Below are 25,888 nucleotides of genomic sequence, written 5' to 3'. Positions count from 1 at the left end.
GAATCTGATCGACGGCAAAGGCCCCGCTGCCTACTATTAGCTCACGGTTATAAATCAACACCTTGATTTATAAGCATGGAAATCCCCTGAGTGAAACAACGAATTGCTGTGTGTAGTCTTTGCCCATCTCCCACGATGGGCTTTTTTTTGTCCTGCGCATCGCGACGCCGGGCGGCCTGACACCAACAAAAAAAATCCCCGGCATCGCTGCCGGGGATATGTACTGTCAGGGCGAACTTATTTATTCAGTTCCGCCAGACCTAACCAGGTTTGCACCACGGTATCCGGGTTGAGGGACAGGCTATCAATCCCCTCCTCCATCAGCCAGGCGGCGAAATCTTCATGGTCAGACGGCCCCTGGCCGCAGATGCCGACGTATTTACCCTGCTGCTTCGCCGCGCGGATCGCCATCGACAGCAGCGCTTTCACCGCGTCGTTGCGTTCATCAAACAGCTCAGAGACCACGCCGGAGTCGCGGTCCAGACCGAGCGCCAGCTGGGTCATGTCGTTCGAGCCGATGGAGAAGCCGTCGAAGTACTCGAGAAACTGCTCGGCCAGCAACGCGTTCGACGGGATCTCGCACATCATGATGATCTTCAGCCCGTTCTCGCCGCGCTTCAGCCCCTGACGCTCCAGCTCTTCGACAACCGCTTTCGCCTGGGCGACGGTACGGACGAACGGCACCATCACTTCGACGTTGGTCAGCCCCATGTCGTTACGCACGCGCTTCATCGCTTCACATTCCAACGCGAAGCAGTCGCGGAAGCTTTCGGAAACGTAGCGTCCGGCGCCGCGGAAGCCGAGCATTGGGTTCTCTTCTTCCGGCTCATAGCGCTCGCCGCCCACCAGGTTGGCGTATTCGTTCGACTTGAAGTCAGAGAGGCGCACAATCACCCGTTTCGGATAGAACGCGGCGCCAAGGGTGGCGATCCCTTCGGTCAGGCGGCCAACGTAGAACTCTCTCGGCGAATCGTAGCCTTTCATCAGCTCGCGGATTTCGTTCTGCAGGCCCGGCTCCTGGTCGTCAAACTCCAGCAGCGCGCGCGGGTGAACGCCAATCATGCGGTTGATGATAAATTCCAGCCGCGCCAGACCCACGCCTTCGTTCGGCAGGCAGGCGAAGTCGAAGGCGCGATCCGGGTTGCCGACGTTCATCATCACCTTCAGCGGCAGATCCGGCATGTCGCCGACGCTGGAGCTCTTGACGCTGAAATCCAGCAGCTCGGCGTAGACATAGCCGGTGTCGCCTTCGGCGCAGGAGACGGTCACGTTCTGGTTTTCCTGAATGCGATCGGTGGCATCGCCGCAGCCGACCACCGCCGGAATACCCAGCTCACGAGCGATGATCGCCGCGTGGCAGGTACGTCCGCCGCGGTTGGTGACGATCGCCGAGGCTTTCTTCATGATCGGTTCCCAGTCCGGGTCGGTCATATCGGTAACCAGCACATCGCCTGGCTCAATGCGGTTCATCTCGCTGATATCGTGGATCACCTTCACCGGACCGGCGCCAATGCGGTGGCCGATGGCGCGCCCTTCGGCGATGATCTGCCCCTGAGCGTGGAGGGTATAACGCTCCATCACCTGGCCGCGGGAACGCACGGTTTCCGGACGCGCCTGGACGATAAACAGCTTACCGGTGTGGCCATCTTTCGCCCACTCGATATCCATCGGACGGCCGTAGTGCTTCTCGATCTGCACCGCCTGCTTCGCCAGCTCCTGCACCTCCTCGTTGGTTAACGAGAAGATATCGCGCTGCGCCTGCGGCACATCTTCGATACGTACCTGCTTGCCGTGCTCCTGAGTCGGCGCGTAAACCATGCGGATCTTTTTCGACCCCATGGTGCGGCGCACGATCGCCGGGCGGCCAGCGGCCAGCGTCGGTTTGTGGACGTAGAATTCGTCCGGGTTCACCGCGCCCTGCACCACCATCTCGCCCAACCCCCACGCCGAGGTGATAAACACCACCTGGTCAAAGCCGGATTCGGTATCGATGGAGAACATGACGCCGGAGGAGGCCAGATCGGAGCGGACCATCCTCTGCACCCCGGCGGAGAGCGCCACGCCGCGGTGATCGTAACCCTGATGCACGCGATAGGAGATCGCGCGATCGTTAAACAGTGAAGCAAACACGTGCTTCACGGCAACGAGCACGGCGTCAAAGCCCTGCACGTTGAGGAATGTCTCTTGCTGCCCGGCGAAGGAGGCGTCCGGCATATCTTCCGCGGTGGCGGAAGAGCGCACGGCGAATGAGGCCTCGGCGTCATCGGCGGACAGCAGGTCATAAGCATCGCGAATCGCGTTTTCCAGTTCGCTCTGGAAGGGGGTATCGATGATCCACTGTCGGATCTGCGCGCCCGCTTTCGCTAATGCGGAAACGTCGTCAATGTCGGTTTCATCCAGCAGCGCATAAATGCGCTGGTTAACACCGCTTTGGTCCAGGAACTGATTGAAAGCATCAGCGGTGGTGGCAAACCCGTTAGGTACGGACACACCCATACCGGACAGATTCGTAATCATTTCACCAAGGGAGGCATTTTTGCCCCCAACTCTGTCTACATCATTCATGCCGAGTTGGTTATACCAAAGCACCAGCGGTGACGAGCCATTGTTGGACATCGAGACAATCCTTTTGTGATTTAATACCAGTGAAAAAAATTTCACGATCGACTGCAAGATTATCCTGACATATTTATGGTGCTGAAAAAAACGGTGAATCGTTCAAGCAAATTATTTTTTCTTTTTTCGGACTGTTCCCCCGATATAGATAACTCAATGATTTTTAGGAATTATGACAAAAAACGCTGGAAATTACGGCAAAAAAAAGAAAATGAACCACCCTTTTCATAAAAAACAAAAATAGTGTTTCAATTTTAAGAAGAGACAAATCAAACAGGGATATGCTTAAATTTAATATCTGCTTTCAGGCAATTAAACTCATTATACCGGATGGTCAAAATGGAAAGTGCTGTAGATCGCCACGTATTTTATATTTCTGACGGTACCGCCATTACGGCGGAGGTGCTGGGGCATGCCGTCATGTCGCAATTCCCGGTCGCCATCAGCAGCGTGACCCTGCCGTTTGTGGAAAATATCAGCCGCGCGCGGGCGGTGAAAGAGCAGATCGACGCCATTTATCAGCAAACGGGCATCCGCCCGCTGGTGTTCTATTCCATCGTTATTCCGGAGATCCGCGATATCATTCTGCAAAGCGAGGGCTTTTGTCAGGATATCGTTCAGGCGCTGGTGGCCCCGCTGCAGCAGGAGCTCAACCTCGACCCGACGCCAGTGGCCCACCGCACCCACGGCCTGAACCCCGGGAACCTGATCAAATACGATGCGCGCATCGCCGCCATCGATTACACCCTCGCCCATGACGATGGCATCTCGCTGCGCAACCTTGACCAGGCGCAGGTGATCCTCCTCGGCGTGTCGCGCTGCGGTAAGACGCCCACCAGTCTGTACCTCGCTATGCAGTACGGCATTCGCGCCGCCAACTATCCGTTTATCGCCGACGATATGGACAATCTGGTTCTGCCGGCGTCGCTGAAACCCCTGCAGCATAAGATGTTCGGCCTGACCATCAATCCGGAGCGTCTGGCGGCGATCCGCGAGGAGCGCCGGGAGAACAGCCGCTACGCTTCGCTGCGCCAGTGTCGGATGGAAGTGACCGAAGTGGAGGCGCTGTATCGTAAGAATAAAATTCCCTGCCTGAACAGCACCAACTATTCCGTTGAGGAAATAGCGACAAAAATCATGGACATCATGGGGCTGAATCGCAGGATGTACTAATACACTAGTACATTATTAAAAATTTGTTTATGCTATCACCCGTGGCCTATACAGGATCATGCCCTGCTCTTGCAATAAGCAGGGATTGGTTTATCGTGATGCGCATCACTTCCCGGCATTTTCGCTGGCGAAGAAACAGATTTTTGAGACCCCAATGAATAAAACAGACGAATTGCGTACCGCGCGCATTGAAAGCCTGGTAACGCCCGCGGAGCTGGCCCAGCGCCATCCCGTCACCGCCGACGTGGCCGCCCACGTCTCGGCCTCCCGTCGCCGCATTGAAAAAATCCTCAACGGCGAAGACCGCCGCCTGCTGGTGATTATCGGCCCCTGCTCCATTCACGACACCGACGCGGCGATGGAGTATGCCCGCCGCCTGCAGACCATGCGCGAGCGCTACCAGCCGCAGCTGGAGATCGTGATGCGCACCTACTTTGAAAAACCCCGTACCGTGGTGGGCTGGAAAGGCTTAATCTCCGACCCGGACCTCAACGGCAGCTATCGGGTCAACCACGGTATTGAACTGGCACGGCGCCTGCTGCTGCAGGTTAATGAGCTGGGGGTGCCGACGGCCACCGAGTTTCTCGATATGGTGACCGGTCAGTTTATCGCCGATCTCATCAGCTGGGGAGCCATCGGGGCGCGCACCACGGAAAGCCAGATCCACCGTGAAATGGCCTCGGCGCTCTCCTGCCCGGTCGGGTTTAAAAACGGTACCGACGGCAATACGCGCATCGCCGTAGACGCCATCCGCGCCTCCCGCGCCAGCCATATGTTCCTCTCTCCGGACAAGCAGGGGCAGATGACGATTTACCAGACCAGCGGCAACCCGTACGGGCATATCATTATGCGCGGCGGCAAACGGCCGAACTATCACGCCGAGGATATCGCCGCCGCCGGCGAGGCGCTGCGTGAATTCAACCTGCCGGAGCAGCTGGTGGTCGACTTCAGCCATGGCAACTGCCAGAAGCAGCATCGCCGTCAGCTGGAGGTGTGCGCCGATATCTGTCAGCAAATTCGCGCGGGCTCTACCGCCATCGCCGGCATTATGGCGGAGAGCTTCCTGCAGGAAGGGACCCAGAAAGTGGTTCCCGGCCAGCCGCTGGCCTGGGGCCAGTCGATCACCGATCCCTGCCTGAGCTGGGAAGACAGCGAACGTTTATTGAGCGAACTGGCGGCCGCCACGGCCACCCGTCTGTGACCGCTCCGCCCGCCGCGCCTGCGGTGGGCGATCCCCTTCTGCCATTCCCCTACCAAATTCGGTAACGCGATAAATAACGCTTGCCGTCAAAAACAACATTATTGATAATGATTATCATTGTTGCTTTGATTTTTATTTTGAGAGCTATGACGCGTATGGATAACACTGCCACAGCTGAAAAACCAAAAGACAATGCCCCCTATCCCGTGGCGACGGACAGACAGATCAGCAGTCGGGTTCTGTTAGGCAGCGAAGGACGGGTAGTCATTGAGCATGGCGGCCAGCGCTATCTGTTGCGCCAGACCCACGCCGGGAAGTTGATCCTGACCAAATAATCGCCCCGCAGCGCGCGGGGCGAGGCGAGTTAGCTCGAGCAGCTGACTTCCAGACGTTTACCCCAGTCCGGCGGCCGGCGGACGTAGTCGTCCTCGCGATCGGTGAAGGGATCGGCCAGCGCGGCATGCAGACGCTCCAGCTCCCCCATATCGCCAGCCTCAGCCTGCTCGATCGCCCGCTGCGCCAGCCAGTTACGTAACACCAGCGCCGGGTTGACGCCCTGCATCCGCTGCTGGCGCTGGGCATCCTCCACCTGTTCATCACGAAGCCGCGCGCGATATCCGGCGAACCAGCTGTCGAATGTCGTTCGGTCGATAAACTCGTCGCGCAGCGGCGAGGCCGCGCTGAGCTGTTCGCTGTGGCTCAGCAGGCGGAACGTTCGGGTATAGTCGCTTCTCTCGCGGATCATCAGGGCAAACAGACCGTCGAGCAGATCGTTATCCCCTTTCTGCTGAGTGAACAGGCCAAGTTTGTCGCGCATCCGCTGGCCATAGGCGGTCAGCAAGGCGTGCTGATACTCATCCAGCGCCGCGTTCAGCGCTTCGGCGCTGATAAACGGCGACAGCGACTGGGCCAGACGCTGCAGATTCCACAGCCCCACCGCCGGCTGGTTTTCAAAACTGTAGCGCCCCTGGTAATCGGAGTGGTTGCAGATAGAGTCCGGCTGAAAATCGTCAAGGAAGCCATACGGCCCGTAGTCGATGGTCAAACCGAGAATTGACATGTTGTCGGTATTCATCACCCCATGGGCAAAGCCCACGGTTTGCCAGCTGGCGATGGTCTGCGCGGTACGCGTGACAACGTCACGGAACCATAACAGGTACTTGTCCGCTTCATCCTGCAACTGCGGCCAGTGGTGACGAATGACATAATCGGCCAGCTGCTGAACCTTCTGCGGCTCGCGACGATAGTAAAAATGTTCGAAATGACCAAAGCGGACATGGCTCTCGGCCACCCGCATCAGCATCGCGCCAGGCTCCACGCGCTCGCGGTAGACCGGGGTATCGCTGGTGACCATCGCCAGGGCGCGCGTCGTCGGGATCCCCAGGGCGTGCATCGCCTCCGACGCCAGGCTTTCCCGGATCGTCGAGCGCAGCACGGCGCGGCCGTCCCCCATCCGTGAATAGGGGGTCAGGCCGGCGCCTTTCAGATGCCAGTCGTAACGGCGGCCATCCGCCAGCTGCTGCTCACCGAGCAGGATCCCGCGTCCGTCGCCCAGCTGGCCGGCCCAGGCGCCAAACTGATGGCCACTGTAGACCTGCGCCAGCGGCGACATGCCCGGGAGCAGCGCTTCGCCGCCCCAGACGCCGGCCCCGCTTTCCGGCGCAAACAGCGCGTCAGGGACGCCCAGCTGTTGCGCCAGCGGAGCGTTGCGCCAGATGAGTCGGGCGTTATCGAGCGGCGTCGGTGACAGGGAAGTGTAAAAGTCCGGCAGTTCATCCCGCCAGTGGGTGGTAAAAGAAAGGGTCATGGTTCCTCCTCTTTCCAGTGTAGTGCCTGGAACAGCGGATTAACACGGGCGGAGTGCAGGGTTATCGGCATAAAAAAAGGGAAGCGCTCGCTTCCCTCCGGCCGCTGAATGACGTCAGATACGCCGCGCCTGCCAGAATTTTTTGTTCCAGTAGACGTTATCCAGCGAGGAACGGGTGACGCCCTGACTGGTGGAGGCATGAATAAACTGGTTATCGGTATCGTAGATGCCGACGTGCAGGCCGCTTTCGCCTGAGCCGGTTTTGAAGAACACCAGATCGCCGGGCAGCAGATCGCGCTTATCAATTCGGGTGCCGATTTCCGCCTGCTCGCGGGTTTCGCGCGGCAACTGGAGGGCAAATTTATCGCGAAACGTGCGCACCACAAAGCCGGAGCAGTCGACGCCGCGCGGCGTCATGCCGCCGTAGCGATACGGTGCGCCGCGCCAGCTGCGCAGCTGCTCGTTCAGATTCGCCACCACCGTAATGGAGTCAGCCAGCCGAGGATTCGGCGGCGGTGCCCGATGGCTGCTGCAGCCGGCTAAAATTAACGCCGCCGCCAACATGAACCAGAAGCGCATTTCAGATGATCCCTCTGTCCCTAGTCTCTTTATCGCAATAATTTAGCTTGTTTATCAATATAGTGACAAGATAACTGCGTGCTACTGTGACGCGATGAGCATAATATGACCGGCCACCTCCACGCGCTGGAACGGGATCGCATAGGCAGCGGTTAAATTTTCCTCGTTCAGCACCTCGGCGGTCTCCCCGCAGGCGATGGCTTCCCCCTGGCAGAGCAGCCAGCTCTGTCCGGCATGGCGCAAAGTGTGGTTGAGATCGTGACTGCTCATCACCACCGCGATTCCCGCCGCGCTCAGCTCGCGTAACAACCGATCCAGCGCCGCCTGCTGGGCCACATCCAGACTGTTCATCGGCTCATCCAACAGCAGCAGCTGACCCGCGGGATTGCTTAAGGGATCGATCTGCAGGATCACTGCCGCCAGCCGCACGCGCTGCCACTCGCCGCCCGACAGCTGATTGACCTGACGGCCCAGCTTATTGTCAAGGCCAAGCCTGGCCGCGATATCGTTCACCCGGGCGCTGTCGCCCTGCTGCTGCCTGTGCAGCGCCAGATAGTGCCACACCGGCATGGCGAACGGCGGGGTCTGCTGTTGGCACAGGTATCCGCGGCGGCGCGCCAGCTCCGTCGCCGGCCACTCGTCAAGCAACCGTCCGTTAAAATGAATCGTGCCGGGACCGTCGGACAGCCCCGCCATGCGGGCCAGCAGCGTGCTCTTCCCTGCGCCGTTCGGTCCCACCAGGTGGACGATCTCCCCGGCGCGAAAGGCCGCAGAAAACGGGGCCAGACGCCCCGCCGCTTCTACATCCTGTAGCTGCATCAGAAACGACATTATTTCGCCAGCGCTCCTTTAATCGCCGCCACCAGCTGCGGATCGTCCGGCGTCATATCCGGAGAGAAGCGTTGAATGACGTTGCCCTGGCGATCGATGAGGAATTTTTCGAAATTCCACAGAATGTCGTCCACGTACAGCGGCGCGCGGCCCTTGCTGGCCATCCGCTCATAAAAACCGCTACCTTCCGGGGCCACCGCCTTCGGCGCGGCGGCAACCAGCTTTTGATAGAGCGGTGCGCGATGCTCGCCGTTGACGTCAATCTTGCTGAACAGCGGGAAGGTGACGCCGTAGGTGGTGCTACAGAAGGTCTTAATCTCTTCTTCACTCCCAGGCTCCTGGCCGAGGAACTGGTTGCAGGGGAAGCCCAGCACGCTGAAGCCCTCGCCGGCAAACTGCTTTTGCAGGTCCTCCAGTTGCTCATACTGCGGCGTCAGGCCGCATTTGGAGGCCACATTGACGATCAGCAGTACCTTGCCGGCAAAGGATGCCAGGGTGGTCTTCTCGCCATCAATGGTCGTCACTTCAGTATTCAGAATGTCATGTTGCATAGCCTGTCCTCAATGGATAAACCGGTTTCCGGTGAAGGTGATCCCTATCTACTGTAGCGGATTCAGCGCCCGCCATTCTACTGCCAATCCCCGCGAGTTGTCGCATGATGTAACAGCGCTTCGCTGCCCGTCGGCAACATGAAATCCTCTCAATTGGGCAGGCACCTATTTACGTGTACAGTGTTCCATGAATGTAATATGGTTTCGTTACTTGTTAATTTAAGAGAGTTTTGTTGATGAAGAAGTTGTTTAGCCTGGCGTTAATCGCCGCCTCTGTCGCCCTGCTGAGCGCCTGCTCTCCGGATGAAGATAATAAAGTGAAAGTCGCTATCAATACCGGGCCGGACGAAGCCATCTGGAAAGTGGTGGAGCAAGTGGCGAAGGATAAATATCACCTCGACGTCGAAGTGGTCTCCTTCAATGATTATGTGCTGCCTAACGAAGCGCTGAACAACAAAGATGTGGATGCCAACGCCTTCCAGACCCTGCCGTACCTTGAGGCGCAGTCGAAAGAGCGCGGCTATAAATTCGCGGTGGTCGGTAAAACCTTTGTCTTCCCTATCGCCGCCTATTCACATCGCATCAAAAATATCAGCGAGCTCCCCGAGGGAGCGACGGTGACCATCTCTAATGAAACCACCACCCTGGGCCGCAGCCTGCTGCTGCTTCAGGCGCAGGGGCTGCTCAAGCTGAAACCGGGCGTCGGCTATTTACCCACCACGCTGGATATCATCGACAACCCGAAACAGCTGAAGATTGTGGAGGTGGATACCCCGCAGCTGACCCGCACCCTGGATGACCCGAACGTCAGCCTGTCAATCATTAACACCAACTTCTCCGCCCAGGCGGGCCTGTCGGCCGCCCGCGACGGCCTGTTCATGGAGGGACCAGATTCCCCTTACGTGAATGCGATTGTCGCCCGCGAGGATAACAAGGACAGCAAGAAAATTCAGGAACTGAAAGCCGCCTTCCAGACCAGTGAGGTCGCGGAAAAAGCGAAGGAAGTCTACAAAGGTGACGCGATCAAAGGCTGGTAAGCCCGAGCCGGCGCCGTCCCTGCAGACGGCGTCGCGCTATCCCCGTCACCGCGAGCGCAGCAGCAACCAGATAAAGACCGGCGCGCCCAGCGTCGCCGTCACCACGCCAATCGGCAGCTCAGCGGCGGAAAGCGCCAGCCGGGCGATAATATCCGCCCCCAGCAAGGCGCTTGCCCCTGCCAGCATGCAGGCCGGGAGCAAGACCCGGTGATCGCTCAAGCCGCATAGCCGCAGAATGTGCGGAATTACCAGGCCGATAAAGCCAATCGCCCCCGCCAGCGCCACGCTCACGCCGACCATCCAGCCGGTCGCCATCACCAGCAGCTTACGCCACAGCCACAGCGGCAGCCCGAGCTGACGGGCGGAGACTTCGCCCAGCGCCAGTAAATTCAGGGGTTGCGACTGCAGACAGACCCAGCAGAGCGCTGGCAGGAGGGCTATCATCAGCCACAGCTGCTGCCAGTCGACGCCGCCAAACCCGCCCATCATCCAGTACATCAGCTGACGCAGATCAAAAGAGGTGGAGAAGTAGACCGCCCAGGTCATCAGGGCGCTGCAGATGATCCCCAGCGCCACCCCCGCCAGCAGCAGGCGGCTGGTGGAAAGATGGCGGCGGGCAAAACGCAGCAGAATAAAGGTGATCAGCAGCGCGCCCAGGATCGCGCACAGCCCGAGCGCCCAGCCCGGTAACAGGCCTTTACCCAGCAGGACGGCGGCAATCAGCCCGACGCCCGCGCCGTTGGAGACGCCCAGCAGACCCGGTTCCGCCAGCGGATTTTCAAACAGCGCCTGCATTATCGCCCCGGAGAGCGCCAGCGCCGCCCCCACCAGCAGCACCGCCAGGGTCCGCGGCAGGCGGATCTGCCAGATAAACAGCTGACCTTTGGCGCTGAGCCACTCGCCGGGCGGGATCCATTGATCCCCCGCGCACAGGCTGATCAGCAGGGTGACCAGCAGCAACAGCGTTAAACCAAGGAGCCAACGCCGGCTGCGGCGCTGTTGAAGATGGGCGAGAGTCAGCATAGATTCCATTACGCAGTGGGAACAAGAGGCTGATTTTACGGTGGGTGTCGCGGTGAGAAAAGGAAAACCTCACGACCAAACGTCGACGCGGAGGACACTCCCCCCCGTCGACCATCCCGCTTTACACCAGAATCTGAAACAGCAGCGCGAAGAGAATGATGTTCGCCACCACGATTGCCCAGCCGTTATAGAGCATATACTTCAGATGAGTAGACTGCGCCAACCCCATCTGGCCGAACATGTCCGATGAGGGGAACGGCCCGAACCAGTCCACCTGAGACGAAGCCAGCAGCACCGCGGTGGTCCCCTGCGGCGGCACGCCGGCGGCCATCAGCATCGGGCCAAAGATTTTATGCGTAAAGGTCATCTGGGCTACCGCCGCGCCGGGCACATGGCCGATAATATTGAACGCGAAGATGCTAAAGCACAGCCAGGCCGGGGAGATCCCCTCCAGCAGCGGCTGAGTATACTCCAGCAGCCCCTGATAGGCGTGCAGGCCATCCATCAGCTCAAGGATCGGGTTATACAGCCAGTAGAGAATAAACATCCACACCAGACGACCGCAGCCGTGATACAGCGCCTGCAGGATCTGCGTCGGCCGCAGGCCGCCCACCAGCCCGGTCATCAGTGCCACCAGCAGCATGACGATAATCGCAAAGCTGAAGCCGGCTTTAATCACCACCCCAACCACCGCCATCACGATGATGGTCGCGGCGAAAGCCAGCGCGCTTAATTTACGCCGGCGCTGCTGCGCGGCGCTAAGGTCCTCTTGCGGCTTTTCCGAGAGATCGACCTCATAGCGCAGTTTGCCTTCGGTCATCTTCTGGATCCGTCCGGCCATGATCCAGCCGGCTAACAGAGTGACGGCGCTCATCGGCAGGCCGACAAACAGCAGATAATCCGGATAGCTCAGACCGCCGAGGCTGAGGATCGTCACGGTGCTGGGGGTGAAGGGCCCGGTAAAGAGTCCAACGGAACCGGCGGTCATCATCAGCGCGGCTACCGTCGGCGGCGTTAAGCGTACCGCCGCCGCTACGGGGATAATCACTGCGACAATAATCGCATTGCCGCCGGCCATGGTGCCCAGCGAACCGCAAATTAAAATCGATGACACCACAATGCCGAACTTGACCCGCGTCTGGCTCGACAGCCCAATACGGTGGACCACGAATTTCACCAGTTCAACCGCCGCGCCGGTGCGGGTGGCCACTTCCCCCACGCCGGCGCCGAGCATAATGATAAGCCCGACGGTGGCAATAAATGACCCGGTGGACTTCGCCAGCATCGCGCCCATTTCCGGCAGACCGGTCGAGGTCATGATCATGGCGATAATAATCGAGGAGATGACCGCCAGCACTATATCGACGCCGATCAGCGATAATATCGCTAACGCCACCAGCGGCGTAAATCCCAGCAGGCCAAGCTCGCTGCCCGGTCGACCGTGGCACCACAGCGCAATCAACACGAACAGCAGCAATAACAGACCGGTAATAACGTTTTTTCGCGTGATATTTCGTCTGACAGGCGTATTGCCTGCGAGCGTTGAGTCACTCATAACACTCCTTAATGCCAATCAATCCGACCATGATGGTCAGGTGGTGTATGGGGGCCTGCTCAGAAAATATCCTCCCTCTTTTTCATTATTGGCCGCGGCCTGAGGGTCTGTTGGGGTACAAAGGAAACGATTCTGAGAGCGTTTTATTCCGCCATCAGGCGGGGCCAGCAGCACAATATGTAACCAATGCGCTGATTGGTGATTAAATTTATGTTAACTTAGTGTTAGTAGAAAATGACTTTTTATCGGTAGGCTATAACCCTGAGTTAACTGTTCATGAAACTGCGTCATCTGGAAATCTTCTATGCCGTCATGACCTGCGGCTCTCTGTCACGGGCGGCGGAATCGCTCAATATCTCCCAGCCAGCGGCCAGCAAAGCGTTAAAAAGCGCCGAACTGAAGCTGGGCTTTACCCTGTTTCAGCGGGTGCGCGGCAAGCTGCTGCCGACCAGCGAGGCGATCACACTTTTCGAAAAAGCGCAGACTATTTATCAGGACCTTGATAACCTGCGCCTGCTGGCCGATAACCTGGCCCGCGATCCGCGCGCCAAAATCACCTTAGGCTGTCTGCCGAGCCTGGGGTTAAGCCTGGTGCCGGAGCTGGTGACCGATTTTTATCAGCAAAACAGCAACCTGGTGATGACGCTCACCACCGAGCACACCGAGACGCTGGTCAGAAAACTGGATTTACGCGAGATAGACTTAGCGCTGACGCTGCAGCCGGTGCAGCAGGGAGAGATCCTTACCACCCTGATTGCCGAAGTGCCGCTGGTCTATATCGACCGTCATTATCGTCAGGGAGCGGTGGATATCAGCCAGATCGACCAGCAGCGCTGGATCTCGCCGGGGCCGCACTCGCTTTCCGCCGCCATCGCCACCCGTCGCGACTTTTCCACTACCCGGCTGAATGTCCAGACCTACTACATGGCCACCGAGTTCGTGAAGCGCGGCATGGGCTGCAGCATTACCGATATCTTTTCCGCCCAGCACAACCTGGCTCCCGAGATGATCCATCCCATTACGCCGCCGATGGCCATTAACCTCTGCCTGCTGCGTCGGGCCGACGTTTCCCTGAGCCCGATGGCGCAAAAATTCGTCGATTTTCTCTGCCAGCGCCTGCGCCAGCAGCTCAAGGAGATTAACCTGCGGTTATACCCTGACCATAAAAAGTCAATTGCGCCGCCAGGGTAAATGCTTTGACATAACCCGATAAATTGAACAGCGGTGGATATATCGGGTTATGAACAAACGCATTGTCATTATCGGCGGCGGCGTGGTCGGTCTGGCCACGGCCTGGGAACTGATCAAGCGCGGCCATCAGGTGCAATTACTGGAGCGCAACGGCGAACCGGCCAGCGCCACCAGTTTTGCCAACGGCGGACAATTAAGTTACCGCTACGTCGCCCCCCTTGCCGACAGCGGCGTTCCCCTGCAGGGGATAAAATGGATGGGCAAAGCCGATTCGCCGCTCAATATGCGTCTCAATATCTCTTTACAGCAGTGGCGCTGGCTGCTGCAGTTCCTGCGCGCCTGTAATAGCCAGACCAATAAAATAAACGGCGCTCATATATTGCGTCTGTCGCTGCTCAGCCGGCAGGTCATGCAGTCGTGGCGGGAAGAGGATAATCTTGCCGATTTTCACTGGCGGCGCAGCGGAAAATTAATTATCCATCGCCGGGAATATGATTTTACTAAAGCGGCAAAAGGGATAGATCCTCAGTATCAGCAGGCGCTGAATGCTGAAGCCTGCCTGCAGCTGGAACCGGCGCTAAAACATATCAGCCCTTCGCTGCAGGGCGGAATTTATTCGCCGGGGGATGAAACGGCGGATTGCCATCAGTTTTGCCTTGCGCTGATCGACAAGCTCACCGCCAGCAGCCGCTTCAGCCTGCTGACCCACTGTGAGGTGCAGCGGCTCGCCAGGCGCGGCGGACGCGTCAGCGCCCTGGAGACCAGCCGCGGGACCATCACCGGCGATGAGTACGTCGTCGCCGCCGGCAACGGCAGCGGTCCGCTGCTGGGGCACATGGGCGTTCGCGTGCCGCTCTGCGCCCTGAAGGGGTACAGCCTGACCCTTCCCTATCCGCAGCAGGCGGGCATTGCGCCGGACATCAGCGTCACCGATTACGGGCACAAAATCGTTTATGCCCGCCTGGGCCAGCAGCTGCGCATCGCGGCGATGGTGGACATCGGCTACGACGGCGACAAACTGCGCGAGAGCCGCATTCAGGCGCTGAAAAAAATCGTCTCCCGCAGCTTTCCCGAACTCGAGGGGTTGGACCAGGCCGAAGCCTGGACCGGCATGCGCCCCTCAACGCCAGCCGGGCCACCGCTACTGGGACGCGCCGGCTACCCCAACCTGTGGATGAATCTCGGCCAGGGCAGCCTCGGTTTTACCCTCGCCGCCGGCAGCGCGGTGGTGCTGGGCGCGTTAATCGACAATCAGATGCCAGACATTTCTTTAGAAGGTCTCACATGGAAACAAACCGCATGACAGTCATTCGCAATCATCCTCAACCTCGTCTTTCCGCCAGCGTTGCGTATGGCAATCTGCTGTTCCTCTCCGGACAGACGCCGAAAAGCAACGAGGAGGACATCGCCTTGCAGACCCGCGAAGTGCTGGAGAAAATCGACGCCCTGCTGGCGGCGGCCGGGAGCGATAAGCGGCACATTCTCTCCGCGCAGATCTGGCTGAAAAATATCAAGCGTGACTTTGCCGCGTTCAATGAGGCGTGGGTGGAGTGGATGCCGGAAGGCCATAGCCCGGCGCGCGCGGCCGTGCAGGCGGAGATGGCGCGACCAGACATCCTGGTGGAGATCATGCTCACCGCCGTTAAAGCGTAAGATTCGACAGAAAAGAAAAAGGCCGCAATGCGGCCTTTTTAATTAGTTCAGATTATTTGTCTTTAGGCGACGCGTTTTCGACACGGCTTTTCAGCTTCTGACCGGGTCTGAAGGTCACCACGCGCCGGGCTGTAATGGGAATATCCTCCCCCGTCTTCGGGTTACGTCCCGGGCGTTGGTTTTTATCCCGCAAATCGAAGTTGCCGAACCCGGAGAGTTTGACCTGTTCTCCGTTTTCCAGAGCACGACGGATCTCTTCGAAAAACAACTCGACCAGTTCTTTGGCATCCCGCTTGCTAAGCCCAAGCTTATCAAACAGATATTCTGACATTTCAGCTTTTGTAAGCGCCATAGGTTCAATCCCTCAATGATGCCTGGAATCGCTCTTTTAATGCCTCTACACATCTGGCAACGGTAGCGGCAATCTCCTCTTCTTCGAGTGTACGGCTGGTATCCTGCAGGATCAGGCTAATCGCAAGGCTCTTATACCCTTCCGCCACACCTTTACCACGGTACACGTCAAATAAGTTTACGCCAACTACCTGATTTACGCCAACTTTCTTACATTCGGCTAAAACATCGGCGGCAGCCACGTTTTCCGCGACCAGCACCGCGATGTCGCGACGGTTCGCCGGGAAGCGGGAAATGTCGCGCGCCTGAGGCACCACGCGGTCTGCGAGCTTGTTCCACTCCAGTTCAAACACCAGAGTGCGACCGTTCAGATCCAGTTTACGTTCCAGCTCAGGATGAACAACCCCAATGAAACCAATGCGTTCACCTTTAAGATAAATCGCTGCGGATTGCCCCGGATGCAGCGCGGTGGTCGCTTCAGCACGGAATTCAATATCCGCTAATTTTCCGGTTAAATCCAGAACGGCTTCCAGATCGCCTTTCAGATCATAGAAATCGACCGTCTCTTTCGCCAGTGTCCAGTGCTCTTCGTAGCGGTTGCCGCAGATCGCCCCGGCCAGCATCACATCCTGACGAATGCCCAGCGGCGCATTGGTGTCCGGCACAAAGCGCAGACCGCTCTCAAAGATGCGAACCCGGCTCTGCTGACGGTTCTGGTTGTAGACCACGGTCCCCAGCAGGCCAGTCCACAGCGACAGGCGCATGGCCGACATTTCGCTGGAGATCGGGCTTGGCAGGATCAGCGCCTCTTCACCGGCGTGGATCAGCTGCTGGACTTTCGGGTCGACGAAGCTGTAGGTGATCACTTCCTGATAGCCTTTGTCATTCAGCAGCGTTTTCACGCGCTTCAGCGACAGGTCGGCTTCACGGTGGGTACCCATGATCAGACCCGCCTGCACCGGCTCATCAGGAATGTTGTTGTAGCCATAAACGCGAGCCACTTCCTCGACCAGATCCTCTTCGATCTCCATGTCGAAACGCCAGCTCGGGGCCACCGCCTGCCATTCGCCCTCGCCCACCGTCACTTCGCAGCCGAGGCGCTGAAGAATGTCAGTGACCTGCGCGTCGTCGATATGGTGGCCAATCAGGCGATCCAGTTTGCTACGACGCAGAGTGATGGTGGCGCGTTGTGGCAGGGTCGCTTCGTTGGTCACGTCAATCACCGGGCCGGCTTCGCCGCCGCAGAGGTCGATCAGCAGACGCGTGGCGCGCTCCAGCGCTTTATACTGCAGGGCCGGATCGACGCCGCGCTCATAGCGATGAGAGGCATCGGTGTGCAGGCCGTGACGGCGCGCGCGGCCGGTAATGGACAGCGGGCTGAAGAAGGCACACTCCAGCAGTACGTTCTGGGTTTCGTCGTTAACGCCGGAGTGTTCCCCGCCGAAGATCCCGCCCATTGCCAGCGCTTTGTTGTGGTCAGCAATGACCAGGGTATCGCTGTCGAGCTTCGCTTCGGAGCCATCGAGCAGGACCAGGGTTTCGCCCTCTTTCGCCATGCGCACCACGATCCCGCCTTCGATACGGTCGCGGTCAAAGGCGTGCATCGGCTGGCCCAGCTCAAGCAGCACATAGTTGGTCACGTCAACCACCGCGTCGATGGAGCGGATCCCGCAGCGGCGCAGTTTCTCTTTCATCCACAGCGGCGTCGGCGCTTTGACGTTGATGCCTTTCACCACGCGGCCCAGATAGCGCGGGCACGCCTGCGGGGCGTCAACCTGAATCGGCAGCACATCGTCAATGGTGGCGGCTACCGGGGTGATTTCCGGCGCGTTCAGCGGCGCCTTGTTCAGCACGGCCACATCGCGCGCGACGCCGATGATGCCCAGGCAGTCGGCACGGTTCGGGGTGACGCTGATTTCGATGGTGTTATCGTCAAGCTTCAGATATTCGCGAATATCGGTACCGATCGGCGCATCCGCCGGCAGCTCGATAATTCCGCTATGATCATCGGAAATGCCCAGCTCGGAGAAGGAGCACAGCATCCCCTCTGACGGCTCGCCGCGCAGTTTCGCGGCCTTGATTTTAAAATCGCCCGGCAGCACCGCGCCGATGGTCGCCACGGCGACTTTCAGCCCCTGACGGCAGTTTGGCGCGCCGCAGACGATGTCCAGCAGGCGTTCGCCGCCGACGTTGACTTTGGTGACGCGCAGTTTGTCGGCGTTCGGGTGCTGACCGCACTCCACTACTTCACCGACAACGACGCCGTTGAAGCTGCCGGCAACCGGCTCAACGCCGTCCACTTCGAGGCCCGCCATGGTGATCTGATCGGAAAGCGCTTCGCTGTCGATCGCCGGGTTAACCCACTCGCGTAACCACAGTTCACTGAATTTCATTGTTCTGTCCTGCCCTTATTTAAACTGTTTGAGGAAACGCAGATCGTTTTCGAAGAACGCGCGCAGATCGGTGACGCCATAGCGCAGCATGGTCAGACGCTCCATGCCCATGCCGAAGGCGAAGCCGGAGTACACTTCCGGATCGATACCCACGTTGCGCAGCACGTTCGGGTGCACCATCCCGCAGCCCAGCACTTCCAGCCATTTGCCGTTTTTACCCATCACGTCAACTTCCGCGGACGGCTCGGTGAACGGGAAGTAGGACGGACGGAAGCGTACCTGCAGATCTTCTTCAAAGAAGTTGTTCAGGAAGTCGTGCAGGGTTCCTTTCAGGTTGGTGAAGCTGATGTTTTTATCAACGATCAGACCTTCCATCTGGTGGAACATCGGGGTGTGGGTCTGATCGTAGTCGTTACGATAGACGCGGCCCGGCGCGATAATACGGATGGGCGGCTGCTGGTTTTCCATGGTGCGGATCTGCACACCGGAGGTCTGGGTGCGCAGCAGGCGAGTGGCATCGAACCAGAAAGTGTCGTGGTCAGCGCGCGCCGGATGGTGGCCAGGGATATTCAGCGCATCGAAGTTGTGGTAATCATCTTCGATTTCCGGGCCCGTCGCCACGGTAAAGCCGAGCTCACCGAAGAAACTTTCAATACGGTCGATGGTGCGGGTGACCGGATGCAGACCGCCATTCTCAATGCGGCGGCCCGGCAGCGAAACGTCGATGGTCTCTGCAGCCAGACGAGCATTCAGCGCCGCGCCTTCCAGTTCGGCTTTGCGCGCGTTCAGCGCCTGCTGTACCTGCTCTTTCGCTTCGTTGATGACCGCACCGGCTGCCGGACGCTCTTCCGGCGGCAACTCACGCAGGGTGGTCATTTGCAGGGTCAGATGCCCTTTCTTACCCAGGTATTCCACGCGGACGTTGTCCAGCGCAGCAACATCTGATGCCTCGTTAATGGCTGCCTTGGCACTGGCAACCAGCTCTGCGAGATGTGACATGGTTTTCCTCATTATGTCGGTGCAGACACCGGTTATAGTGAAATTAATATTCCGAATCCATATACGAAAAAAGCCTCCACAGGGGAGGCTTTCTGGCGCTGTTTTCCGTTTCTTCTTTCACGCGCTAGCCTCCTGAGTTCAGGTGCTAAAGTAAAAAAAGAAGCGGAAAATAGCAGCATTCATGCTTGCATTACCTTGTCTGGTAAGAAACGTCAGACCTGTATTGAAAAGCCTGCGCCGATAAAAGTCAATGTATTGATGGTGTTGAAACGAAAAGAGGGAGACAAGCTCCCTCTTTCAACTGGCTTATGCCAGAGCTGCTTTCGCTTTTTCGACCAGAGCGGTGAACGCTACTTTGTCGAATACGGCGATGTCAGCCAGGATCTTACGGTCGATTTCAACAGAGGCTTTTTTCAGGCCATTGATGAATTTGCTGTAAGAAATACCGTTCTGACGTGCTGCTGCGTTGATACGTGCAATCCACAGTTGACGGAACTGACGTTTACGTTGACGACGGTCACGGTAAGCGTACTGACCAGCTTTGATAACAGCCTGGAAGGCAACGCGGTATACGCGAGAACGCGCACCGTAGTAGCCTTTAGCTTGTTTCAAAATTTTCTTGTGACGTGCACGTGCAATTACACCACGTTTTACGCGAGCCATGTGTGCTCTCCTGTATCTATTCTAAGTTAAAAAAGTTAAACGTTAACGACTTATGCGTACGGCAGGCACGCGATAACCAGGCCCAGATCGCCTTTGGAAACCATGGCTTTCGGACGCAGGTGACGTTTACGCTTGGTAGCTTTTTTAGTCAGAATGTGACGCAGGTTAGCGTGCTTGTGCTTAAAACCACCTTTACCGGTTTTTTTGAAGCGCTTAGCAGCACCGCGTACGGTCTTAATTTTTGGCATTTTAATAACTTCCACTTCGCATTGTTAATAAACGAAACAAAGGCGAACAAAACCAGTGAGCCGAAGCCCACCGGAATGTTTCTTGATGGCCTTACTGTTTCTTCTTAGGAGCGAGCACCATGATCATCTGGCGGCCTTCGATCTTCGTTGGGAAGGATTCGACTACTGCCAGTTCAACCAGATCGTCTTTCACGCGGTTAAGCACTTCCATACCGATCTGCTGGTGGGCCATCTCACGACCGCGGAAACGCAGCGTGATTTTGGCCTTATCGCCATCTTCGAGAAAGCGAATCAGGCTGCGGAGTTTTACCTGATAGTCACCTTCATCAGTACCAGGGCGGAATTTAATTTCCTTAACCTGGATAACTTTCTGCTTCTTCTTCTGTTCCTTAGAAGACTTACTCTTTTCATAAAGGAACTTGCCGTAGTCCATGATACGACAAACTGGCGGCTCGGCGTTAGGGCTGATTTCAACTAAATCTACTCCAGCCTCTTCAGCCTTTTCGATAGCTTCTCTCAGACTCACAATACCCAGCTGCTCACCTTCCAGACCTGTTAAGCGAACTTCCTGGGCGCGAATCTCGCCATTGATACGATTCGGACGTGCCGTTTGAACTCGTTTTCCGCCTTTAATACCTTATTCCTCCAGTTGTTGAAGACTGCGGCTGCGAATCTCTTGTTGCAGCTTCTCGATCACTTCATTTACGTCCATGCTGCCGAGGTCTTTCCCGCGACGGGTGCGCACGGCCACTTTGCCGGCTTCGACTTCTTTGTCGCCACAGACCAACATATACGGGACACGACGTAAAGTGTGCTCGCGGATTTTAAAGCCAATCTTCTCATTTCTCAAGTCTGCTTTTACACGAATGCCCGCATTTTGTAGTTTACGCGTCAATTCGTTAACGTATTCAGCCTGAGAATCGGTGATATTCATGACCACCACCTGCACTGGTGCAATCCAGGTTGGGAAGAAGCCAGCGAACTCTTCGGTCAGGATGCCAATGAAGCGCTCCAGAGAACCGAGAATCGCACGGTGGATCATGACCGGCACCTGACGCTCGTTGTTTTCGCCCACATAGGAGGCGCTTAAACGCTGCGGCAGAGAGAAGTCCAGCTGTACCGTACCGCACTGCCATGCACGATCGAGGCAGTCATACAGGGTAAATTCAATTTTCGGGCCGTAGAACGCCCCTTCACCCAGTTGATATTCAAATGGGATATTATTTTCTTCCAGCGCCACCGCCAGATCCGCTTCCGCGCGATCCCAGGTCTCGTCGCTGCCGATACGTTTTTCCGGGCGAGTCGACAGTTTGACAACGATCTTCTCGAAGCCAAAGGTGCTGTACATATCATAAACCATACGAATACAGGCGTTCACTTCATCGCGAACCTGATCTTCAGTACAGAAGATATGCGCATCATCCTGGGTAAAGCCGCGAACGCGCATCAGACCGTGCAGCGCGCCTGATGGTTCGTTACGGTGGCAGCTACCAAACTCCGCCATACGCAGCGGCAGATCGCGGTAGGATTTCAGCCCCTGGTTGAAGATCTGCACGTGGCCCGGGCAGTTCATCGGCTTAATGCAGTATTCACGGTTCTCAGAAGAGGTGGTGAACATCGCATCTTTGTAGTTGTCCCAATGGCCGGTTTTTTCCCACAGCACACGGTCCATCATGAACGGACCTTTGACTTCCTGGTACTGATACTCTTTCAGTTTCGAACGGACAAAGGTTTCCAGTTCACGGAAGATAGTCCAGCCGTCGTTGTGCCAGAACACCATCCCAGGCGCCTCTTCCTGCATATGATACAGGTCGAGCTGCTTACCGATTTTACGGTGGTCGCGCTTGGCGGCTTCTTCCAGACGCTGCAGATAAGCATTCAACGCTTTTTTATCTGCCCACGCGGTACCGTAGATACGCTGCAACATTTTATTGTTGCTGTCGCCGCGCCAGTAGGCACCGGCGGTTTTCATCAGCTTGAAGTGATGGCAGAAGCGCATGTTCGGCACGTGCGGACCGCGGCACATATCGATATATTCTTCATGATGATACAAGCCAGGCTTGTCATCATGGGCAATGTTTTCGTCAAGAATAGAAACTTTATAGCTTTCGCCGCGCTTCACGAAGGTTTCACGCGCTTCGTGCCAGCTCACTTTCTTCTTGATGACATCGTAGTTTTTCTCGGCGAGCTCATGCATACGTTTTTCGAGCGCGTCGATATCTTCCTGAGTCAGGGTATGGTCGAGGTCTACGTCATAGTAGAAGCCATTATCAACAACCGGACCGATAGCCATTTTGGTGTTGGGCCACAGCTGCTTGATGGCATGACCTAACAGGTGCGCGCAGGAGTGACGAATGATCTCCAGCCCTTCTTCATCTTTAGCTGTGATAATAGAGAGGGTGGAATCAGTTTCAATCGGGTCGCAGGCGTCTACCAGTTCACCGTTTACCCGCCCGGCGATGGTGGCTTTCGCCAGGCCCGGGCCGATATCCAGCGCGACGTCCATCGGGCTGACAGCGTGATCAAAATGGCGTTGGCTGCCATCAGGAAGCGTAATTACAGGCATTTTATGTCCTTATTTGCAGTGGTGCCCCGCACGAAAGAGCACATACAAAACTATATAATCATCATTATCATCAGGTTAAGGCGCAGTTCCCGCTTCACTCTGCGAAAAGAGGAGCACGACCGGAGCGATCGTTCCCGCCTGCTGCCGCCTGCTGATAACACCGGGGAGTAGTTTACACATCATTGGTACGTGATTAAAGCCGTAATAGCATAAATGATGGCGGAATGTGGAGAAAACAAGAGCCGCGCGGATAAAAGCAGAATATCCGCCAGGAAGACGCGAAAATAATCACCAGCGAAGCCGGATGATATTATGCGGACAAACTAAAAGAGACGCCTTGATATTGCCTGCGTGATGTTTAGCGCGGGTCGTTAAACCGGTACCACTCTACCCGGCTTAATAGTCTGCCCGTGAAGCAGTAGCCTGCGATATTAAGACCACTCGCCTGCTACCAGCGTATGCACATTAAAGGCATCGCTCATGGATTGTCCGGTGCTATGGGAACCGGGGGCAATATTCGAACCGGCCTCAACGTCGGTTGCTTTGGCGATACCTACCTGTGCATGGTCCTGGTTACCCGACGGCGGAACTGGCGTGGCGGCTGATGCGCCAAAGGAAAGCACGCACAGCGCCAGGGCTGCGATGGTAAATTGGCTGTTTTTCATGATGTTTATTCTCTTATTTCGGAAGACGGACCGAACAATGTCGCCATTCGGTCAGTGACTCTTAGTATAGATCCAGATCACATATTTGTCCGTCGAATATTTAGCTTTTCGTGTCAAATAGAATGAATATTTGTCAGCAAACGGAGAATAATGGAGAAAAGATGGAGGCCCGTTTCTTTTTATAAAAACTAAAACGAATTGCCAGAAAAAATAATGTCACTTATTGCTAAATCTAAAACGATCAGGCCGGGAAACCCGGCCTGAAAATATTACATCTTATACCCGAGGGAGAGCGAGGTCCGGCGATCGGTATGCTCCGGCGCAGACGCAGGCGGCTCCGAGTTCCAGGTGACGTTGTACGCCACTTTCAGCGCAAAGTGGGCGTTAATCGCCACGTTTAACGCGCTCTCTGAGTTGACCGTGGTGTCCTCGGCGCCAAACACCGATACCCCTTGAGTAAATTTGGCGTTGTCGGTCATCTGCCAGGCCCAGGTTCCGGAGGCGTAACCCAGCGGCTGAGTGTCGGTATCCCCGTCGGTGTATTCGTCATAGCGGACGCCAGGACCAAATTCGAACCGCAGGCTATGCACCGGTCCGTTGAGGATTTGACGACCATAGCCCGCCGTCAGAACATCGCGCTGCTGATAGCCGTTGTAGCGGTCGGTTAGCCAACTGCCCTGCCCAAAGACGTAGTTCATATCGGTCAGGTTATAGCGGCTACGGCCACCGACAGCATATTTCTCTGAGGAGCGTTCATCGTTGGACGAGGTGTTGCTGGCGTTGCCCCACAGCGACCAGGCGGTGGTATTGCCATACCAGGTCAGGGTGGAATCGGCCGTCATTGAGGAGTTCTTGGTGTTGCCGGACTGCGCCAGGTAACCTGCGTTGACCACTCCTTCGAACGGTTTTTTGGCAGCGGAAGGGTCATCCATGACGGTAAATACAGAATCATCGGCCATTGCGCCAACAGACGCAAAAAGCCCCCCCGCCAGCATGACCGCTGCGGGTACTGTCTTTAAAAGCTTCATTATAACTCTCTAAAATACATTTTTTAGGACAGTACAAATGATGAACAGGCGTCACTTTGCCGGCTCATTGAATTTAGCGTCCGTACAACATAAAAGAGACCTGTGGGTCCCGGAAACTTTCGCGAGGATCGCGGAGTGCAGGTCCTAAGAAAGGTAGCAAATTATAAAAAAGCACGAATAACATAGCAATCACTTACTCTTTCGTTTTTTGAATAAGACAGCTCCGGAAACAATCTTTATTTCATAATGAAAATACAGGCTTCTTTGCAAATCTCTCAGGGACAGCACTTTCCCTCCCTGGATCATCGTGCCATGCTTAAATAAAGTACAGTCGCCGTATTAAGGAGGAGAAGGAATGACCAAAATTTATACGCTCACGCTGGCCCCCTCGCTGGATAGCGCCACCCAGACCCCGCAGATCTACCCGGAAGGGAAACTCCGCTGCAGCGCGCCGGTATTTGAACCCGGCGGCGGCGGGATCAACGTCGCCCGCGCCGTGACCTTTCTCGGCGGGAAAGCTACCGCCATTTTCCCTATTGGCGGCGCCACCGGCGAGCATCTTGCCGCCCTGCTGGCCGATGAGCAGGTGCCGGTCGAGACCGTCGAAACCCGCGACTGGACGCGACAGAACCTGCACGTTCACGTAGCCGCCAGCGGCGAACAGTATCGCTTTGTGATGCCCGGCGCCGCGCTGACAGACGATGAATTCCGCCGTCTGGAAGAGAAAGTCCTGACCATCGATCCCGGCTCTCTGCTAGTGATCAGCGGCAGTCTGCCGCCAGGTATCAGCGTCGAAAATCTGATGCAGCTGGTTAAGCATGCGCAACAGCAGGGCCTGCGCTGCATTATCGACAGCTCCGGCGACGCGCTGGCCGCCGCGCTGGACGTCGGCAATATTGAATTAGTGAAGCCAAACCAGAAAGAGCTCAGCGCCCTCGTGCAGCGCGATCTGAGCCAGCCCGATGACGTTCGCCTTGCCGCTCAGTCGTTGATCCAGTCCGGTAAAGTTCGCCGGGTGGTGGTCTCCCTTGGTCCGCAGGGGGCGTTGGGGGTTGACGCCAGCGGCAGTGTTCAGGTGGTGCCGCCGCCAATGAAAAGCCAGAGCACCGTCGGCGCCGGCGACAGCATGGTGGGCGCCATGACCTTACGTCTGGCGGAGAACGCCAGCCTCGAAGACATGGTACGCTTTGGCGTTGCCGCCGGTAGCGCCGCGACCATCAACCAGGGCACCCGCCTCTGCTCGCAGGCCAATACGCAAAAAATCTACGATTATCTCTGCGGGCGTTGATCTCCCCTGCCCCTCCGCGCTGGCGGAGGGGAACCACGATATTTGCAGGATGGTCTATGCTGGAAAGGCCATGCATAACAACGGGGTGTAGAAATGAGCAATGATATTACCGCCTGGGTCGTCAGCGTGAACTTCCACGAACAGGCGCTAACGGAGATCAATGAGGTCAGCAACCATTTTACCCGGGCAGGGTTTGTACTGACGCTCAATGATGAAGAGGGCACTCCCCATGAGCTGGGCACCAATACCTTTGGCCTGCTGAGCGCCCAGGCAGCCGAGGAAGTGAAGGCCCTTAGCGCCGGACTGGCGGAAGCGGCCCTTGGCCGCCCTGCGGAGATCGCCGTCAGCACATTCGCTGAATGGTTAAAAGCTCAATAAGTGCGTTTAGCGCAACGTAAAGCGTCAGTTGTGCGTCAGTTCCAGGTTTACCCGGTAGTAATGCGCTAACCTTATGATATGGTGGAAAACAT

General features: G+C 57.0%; 26 protein-coding genes, 1 other RNA gene, 1 pseudogene and 1 other annotated feature. Of the genes and pseudogenes, 11 read left to right on the top strand and 17 right to left on the bottom strand.

Annotation, left to right across the window (positions count from 1 at the left end):
* Positions 1–43 precede the first annotated feature (43 nt).
* Positions 44–151: antisense sRNA RprA (rprA, locus tag ACLH1U_RS01905), an RNA gene on the top strand.
* Between the two features lie 86 nt (positions 152–237).
* On the opposite strand, the gene ppsA is transcribed toward rprA, so the two are convergent.
* On the bottom strand, positions 238–2,616 hold the full coding sequence (gene ppsA / locus ACLH1U_RS01900; protein WP_004203115.1) for a phosphoenolpyruvate synthase: 2,379 nt from the start codon (positions 2,614–2,616) through the stop codon (positions 238–240).
* Between the two features lie 75 nt (positions 2,617–2,691).
* On the opposite strand from ppsA, the pseudogene ACLH1U_RS01895 reads away from it, so the two are divergent.
* From ACLH1U_RS01895 to hemP, 4 genes and pseudogenes are all read left to right on the top strand, one after another.
* Positions 2,692–2,808: pseudogene (locus ACLH1U_RS01895) on the top strand (hypothetical protein); the annotation flags it as partial.
* A 147-nt stretch (positions 2,809–2,955) separates the two neighbouring features.
* Positions 2,956–3,789, top strand: coding sequence for a pyruvate, water dikinase regulatory protein (locus ACLH1U_RS01890; RefSeq protein ID WP_002909061.1), 834 nt, complete (start codon positions 2,956–2,958; stop codon positions 3,787–3,789).
* Between the two features lie 154 nt (positions 3,790–3,943).
* Positions 3,944–4,990 (top strand): 3-deoxy-7-phosphoheptulonate synthase AroH, encoded by a 1,047-nt coding sequence (aroH, locus tag ACLH1U_RS01885; RefSeq protein WP_032453261.1) that lies wholly within the window; start codon positions 3,944–3,946, stop codon positions 4,988–4,990.
* 155 nt (positions 4,991–5,145) lie between these two features.
* Positions 5,146–5,325 carry a hemin uptake protein HemP gene (gene hemP / locus ACLH1U_RS01880; protein WP_023290103.1) on the top strand — a complete coding sequence of 60 codons (180 nt, stop codon included), beginning with the start codon at positions 5,146–5,148 and terminating at the stop codon, positions 5,323–5,325.
* Between the two features lie 29 nt (positions 5,326–5,354).
* Here hemP and selO read toward each other — a convergent pair whose 3' ends face one another.
* The 4 genes from selO to ACLH1U_RS01860 form a co-directional block, all read right to left on the bottom strand.
* Positions 5,355–6,797: a protein adenylyltransferase SelO gene (gene selO, locus ACLH1U_RS01875; RefSeq protein WP_411299004.1), complete on the bottom strand. Its 1,443-nt coding sequence runs from the start codon at positions 6,795–6,797 to the stop codon at positions 5,355–5,357.
* 114 nt (positions 6,798–6,911) lie between these two features.
* The gene (locus ACLH1U_RS01870; RefSeq protein ID WP_002909082.1) at positions 6,912–7,376 is read right to left on the bottom strand and encodes an NlpC/P60 family protein; all 465 of its coding nucleotides are present in this window, start codon (positions 7,374–7,376) and stop codon (positions 6,912–6,914) included.
* Between the two features lie 81 nt (positions 7,377–7,457).
* Positions 7,458–8,207 (bottom strand): vitamin B12 ABC transporter ATP-binding protein BtuD, encoded by a 750-nt coding sequence (btuD, locus tag ACLH1U_RS01865; protein WP_032453263.1) that lies wholly within the window; start codon positions 8,205–8,207, stop codon positions 7,458–7,460.
* Positions 8,207–8,758, bottom strand: coding sequence for a glutathione peroxidase (locus tag ACLH1U_RS01860; protein WP_072419983.1), 552 nt, complete (start codon positions 8,756–8,758; stop codon positions 8,207–8,209). Before ACLH1U_RS01860 ends, btuD begins: the two co-directional genes overlap by 1 nt.
* 236 nt (positions 8,759–8,994) lie before the next feature.
* Here ACLH1U_RS01860 and ACLH1U_RS01855 point away from each other — a divergent pair, with 236 nt between their 5' ends.
* Positions 8,995–9,795, top strand: a complete 801-nt coding sequence (locus tag ACLH1U_RS01855; RefSeq protein ID WP_004203125.1) for a MetQ/NlpA family ABC transporter substrate-binding protein — start codon at positions 8,995–8,997, stop codon at positions 9,793–9,795.
* Positions 9,796–9,840: 45 nt separating this feature from the next.
* On the opposite strand, the gene btuC is transcribed toward ACLH1U_RS01855, so the two are convergent.
* Positions 9,841–10,818, bottom strand: coding sequence for a vitamin B12 ABC transporter permease BtuC (gene btuC / locus ACLH1U_RS01850; protein WP_032453264.1), 978 nt, complete (start codon positions 10,816–10,818; stop codon positions 9,841–9,843).
* A gap of 121 nt (positions 10,819–10,939) precedes the next feature.
* Positions 10,940–12,373, bottom strand: coding sequence for a gluconate:proton symporter (locus tag ACLH1U_RS01845; RefSeq protein WP_411299003.1), 1,434 nt, complete (start codon positions 12,371–12,373; stop codon positions 10,940–10,942).
* 276 nt (positions 12,374–12,649) lie between these two features.
* On the opposite strand from ACLH1U_RS01845, the gene ACLH1U_RS01840 reads away from it, so the two are divergent.
* The 3 genes from ACLH1U_RS01840 to ACLH1U_RS01830 are packed head-to-tail and all read left to right on the top strand — an operon-like array spanning position 12,650 to position 15,217.
* On the top strand, positions 12,650–13,564 hold the full coding sequence (locus ACLH1U_RS01840) for a LysR family transcriptional regulator (protein ID WP_023290110.1): 915 nt from the start codon (positions 12,650–12,652) through the stop codon (positions 13,562–13,564).
* A gap of 37 nt (positions 13,565–13,601) precedes the next feature.
* A complete protein-coding gene (locus tag ACLH1U_RS01835; protein ID WP_323808180.1) occupies positions 13,602–14,867 on the top strand; it encodes a D-amino acid dehydrogenase in 1,266 nt (421 codons plus the stop codon).
* Entirely contained in the window at positions 14,864–15,217 is a 354-nt protein-coding gene (locus ACLH1U_RS01830; protein WP_074423155.1) for a RidA family protein, read from the top strand. The genes ACLH1U_RS01835 and ACLH1U_RS01830 overlap by 4 nt, the downstream gene beginning before the upstream one ends.
* Before the next feature lie 52 nt (positions 15,218–15,269).
* On the opposite strand, the gene ihfA is transcribed toward ACLH1U_RS01830, so the two are convergent.
* From ihfA to ACLH1U_RS01780, 10 genes are all read right to left on the bottom strand, one after another.
* Positions 15,270–15,569, bottom strand: a complete 300-nt coding sequence (gene ihfA, locus ACLH1U_RS01825) for an integration host factor subunit alpha (RefSeq protein WP_002909098.1) — start codon at positions 15,567–15,569, stop codon at positions 15,270–15,272.
* A gap of 4 nt (positions 15,570–15,573) precedes the next feature.
* Positions 15,574–17,961 carry a phenylalanine--tRNA ligase subunit beta gene (gene pheT / locus ACLH1U_RS01820; RefSeq protein WP_060592527.1) on the bottom strand — a complete coding sequence of 796 codons (2,388 nt, stop codon included), beginning with the start codon at positions 17,959–17,961 and terminating at the stop codon, positions 15,574–15,576.
* Between the two features lie 15 nt (positions 17,962–17,976).
* Entirely contained in the window at positions 17,977–18,960 is a 984-nt protein-coding gene (gene pheS, locus ACLH1U_RS01815; RefSeq protein ID WP_002909105.1) for a phenylalanine--tRNA ligase subunit alpha, read from the bottom strand.
* 63 nt (positions 18,961–19,023) lie between these two features.
* Positions 19,024–19,148: a sequence feature (Phe leader region), on the bottom strand.
* Positions 19,099–19,143, bottom strand: a complete 45-nt coding sequence (gene pheM, locus ACLH1U_RS01810) for a pheST operon leader peptide PheM (RefSeq protein WP_001386830.1) — start codon at positions 19,141–19,143, stop codon at positions 19,099–19,101. (Overlaps the previous feature by 45 nt.)
* 118 nt (positions 19,149–19,266) lie before the next feature.
* The gene (gene rplT / locus ACLH1U_RS01805; protein ID WP_000124850.1) at positions 19,267–19,623 is read right to left on the bottom strand and encodes a 50S ribosomal protein L20; all 357 of its coding nucleotides are present in this window, start codon (positions 19,621–19,623) and stop codon (positions 19,267–19,269) included.
* Positions 19,624–19,673: 50 nt separating this feature from the next.
* The gene (gene rpmI, locus ACLH1U_RS01800; protein WP_001124225.1) at positions 19,674–19,871 is read right to left on the bottom strand and encodes a 50S ribosomal protein L35; all 198 of its coding nucleotides are present in this window, start codon (positions 19,869–19,871) and stop codon (positions 19,674–19,676) included.
* Between the two features lie 91 nt (positions 19,872–19,962).
* Positions 19,963–20,505 carry a translation initiation factor IF-3 gene (gene infC, locus ACLH1U_RS01795; protein WP_004189469.1) on the bottom strand — a complete coding sequence of 181 codons (543 nt, stop codon included), beginning with the start codon at positions 20,503–20,505 and terminating at the stop codon, positions 19,963–19,965.
* Between the two features lie 3 nt (positions 20,506–20,508).
* Positions 20,509–22,437 carry a threonine--tRNA ligase gene (thrS, locus tag ACLH1U_RS01790; protein ID WP_017900777.1) on the bottom strand — a complete coding sequence of 643 codons (1,929 nt, stop codon included), beginning with the start codon at positions 22,435–22,437 and terminating at the stop codon, positions 20,509–20,511.
* Between the two features lie 431 nt (positions 22,438–22,868).
* A complete protein-coding gene (locus tag ACLH1U_RS01785) occupies positions 22,869–23,102 on the bottom strand; it encodes a hypothetical protein (RefSeq protein WP_065805459.1) in 234 nt (77 codons plus the stop codon).
* Between the two features lie 269 nt (positions 23,103–23,371).
* Positions 23,372–24,130: a YdiY family protein gene (locus ACLH1U_RS01780; protein WP_004203142.1), complete on the bottom strand. Its 759-nt coding sequence runs from the start codon at positions 24,128–24,130 to the stop codon at positions 23,372–23,374.
* A gap of 355 nt (positions 24,131–24,485) precedes the next feature.
* On the opposite strand from ACLH1U_RS01780, the gene pfkB reads away from it, so the two are divergent.
* Positions 24,486–25,418 carry a 6-phosphofructokinase II gene (pfkB, locus tag ACLH1U_RS01775; RefSeq protein ID WP_023290115.1) on the top strand — a complete coding sequence of 311 codons (933 nt, stop codon included), beginning with the start codon at positions 24,486–24,488 and terminating at the stop codon, positions 25,416–25,418.
* 93 nt (positions 25,419–25,511) lie between these two features.
* Complete coding sequence (gene ghoS, locus ACLH1U_RS01770) at positions 25,512–25,796, top strand: type V toxin-antitoxin system endoribonuclease antitoxin GhoS (protein ID WP_023290116.1); 285 nt, start codon at positions 25,512–25,514, stop codon at positions 25,794–25,796.
* Positions 25,797–25,888 lie beyond the last annotated feature (92 nt).

Origin of the sequence: Klebsiella sp. 1SOBk5mer (assembly GCF_046603115.1) — a bacterium.
Taxonomy (GTDB): domain Bacteria; phylum Pseudomonadota; class Gammaproteobacteria; order Enterobacterales; family Enterobacteriaceae; genus Klebsiella; species Klebsiella quasipneumoniae.
Note: the sequence above shows the minus strand (reverse complement) of the source record. Positions and strands in the feature narration are given on the sequence as shown.

Bases quoted from the DNA above. Each gene is read 5' to 3' on its own strand.
- ppsA (WP_004203115.1), bottom strand. From the start codon at position 2,616: ATGTCCAACAATGGCTCGTCACCGCTGGTGCTTTGGTATAACCAACTC.
- ACLH1U_RS01890 (WP_002909061.1), top strand. From the start codon at position 2,956: ATGGAAAGTGCTGTAGATCGCCACGTATTTTATATTTCTGACGGTACC.
- aroH (WP_032453261.1), top strand. From the start codon at position 3,944: ATGAATAAAACAGACGAATTGCGTACCGCGCGCATTGAAAGCCTGGTA.
- hemP (WP_023290103.1), top strand. From the start codon at position 5,146: ATGGATAACACTGCCACAGCTGAAAAACCAAAAGACAATGCCCCCTAT.
- selO (WP_411299004.1), bottom strand. From the start codon at position 6,797: ATGACCCTTTCTTTTACCACCCACTGGCGGGATGAACTGCCGGACTTT.
- ACLH1U_RS01870 (WP_002909082.1), bottom strand. From the start codon at position 7,376: ATGCGCTTCTGGTTCATGTTGGCGGCGGCGTTAATTTTAGCCGGCTGC.
- btuD (WP_032453263.1), bottom strand. From the start codon at position 8,207: ATGTCGTTTCTGATGCAGCTACAGGATGTAGAAGCGGCGGGGCGTCTG.
- ACLH1U_RS01860 (WP_072419983.1), bottom strand. From the start codon at position 8,758: ATGCAACATGACATTCTGAATACTGAAGTGACGACCATTGATGGCGAG.
- ACLH1U_RS01855 (WP_004203125.1), top strand. From the start codon at position 8,995: ATGAAGAAGTTGTTTAGCCTGGCGTTAATCGCCGCCTCTGTCGCCCTG.
- btuC (WP_032453264.1), bottom strand. From the start codon at position 10,818: ATGCTGACTCTCGCCCATCTTCAACAGCGCCGCAGCCGGCGTTGGCTC.
- ACLH1U_RS01845 (WP_411299003.1), bottom strand. From the start codon at position 12,373: ATGAGTGACTCAACGCTCGCAGGCAATACGCCTGTCAGACGAAATATC.
- ACLH1U_RS01840 (WP_023290110.1), top strand. From the start codon at position 12,650: ATGAAACTGCGTCATCTGGAAATCTTCTATGCCGTCATGACCTGCGGC.
- ACLH1U_RS01830 (WP_074423155.1), top strand. From the start codon at position 14,864: ATGACAGTCATTCGCAATCATCCTCAACCTCGTCTTTCCGCCAGCGTT.
- ihfA (WP_002909098.1), bottom strand. From the start codon at position 15,569: ATGGCGCTTACAAAAGCTGAAATGTCAGAATATCTGTTTGATAAGCTT.
- pheT (WP_060592527.1), bottom strand. From the start codon at position 17,961: ATGAAATTCAGTGAACTGTGGTTACGCGAGTGGGTTAACCCGGCGATC.
- pheS (WP_002909105.1), bottom strand. From the start codon at position 18,960: ATGTCACATCTCGCAGAGCTGGTTGCCAGTGCCAAGGCAGCCATTAAC.
- rplT (WP_000124850.1), bottom strand. From the start codon at position 19,623: ATGGCTCGCGTAAAACGTGGTGTAATTGCACGTGCACGTCACAAGAAA.
- rpmI (WP_001124225.1), bottom strand. From the start codon at position 19,871: ATGCCAAAAATTAAGACCGTACGCGGTGCTGCTAAGCGCTTCAAAAAA.
- thrS (WP_017900777.1), bottom strand. From the start codon at position 22,437: ATGCCTGTAATTACGCTTCCTGATGGCAGCCAACGCCATTTTGATCAC.
- ACLH1U_RS01785 (WP_065805459.1), bottom strand. From the start codon at position 23,102: ATGAAAAACAGCCAATTTACCATCGCAGCCCTGGCGCTGTGCGTGCTT.
- ACLH1U_RS01780 (WP_004203142.1), bottom strand. From the start codon at position 24,130: ATGAAGCTTTTAAAGACAGTACCCGCAGCGGTCATGCTGGCGGGGGGG.
- pfkB (WP_023290115.1), top strand. From the start codon at position 24,486: ATGACCAAAATTTATACGCTCACGCTGGCCCCCTCGCTGGATAGCGCC.
- ghoS (WP_023290116.1), top strand. From the start codon at position 25,512: ATGAGCAATGATATTACCGCCTGGGTCGTCAGCGTGAACTTCCACGAA.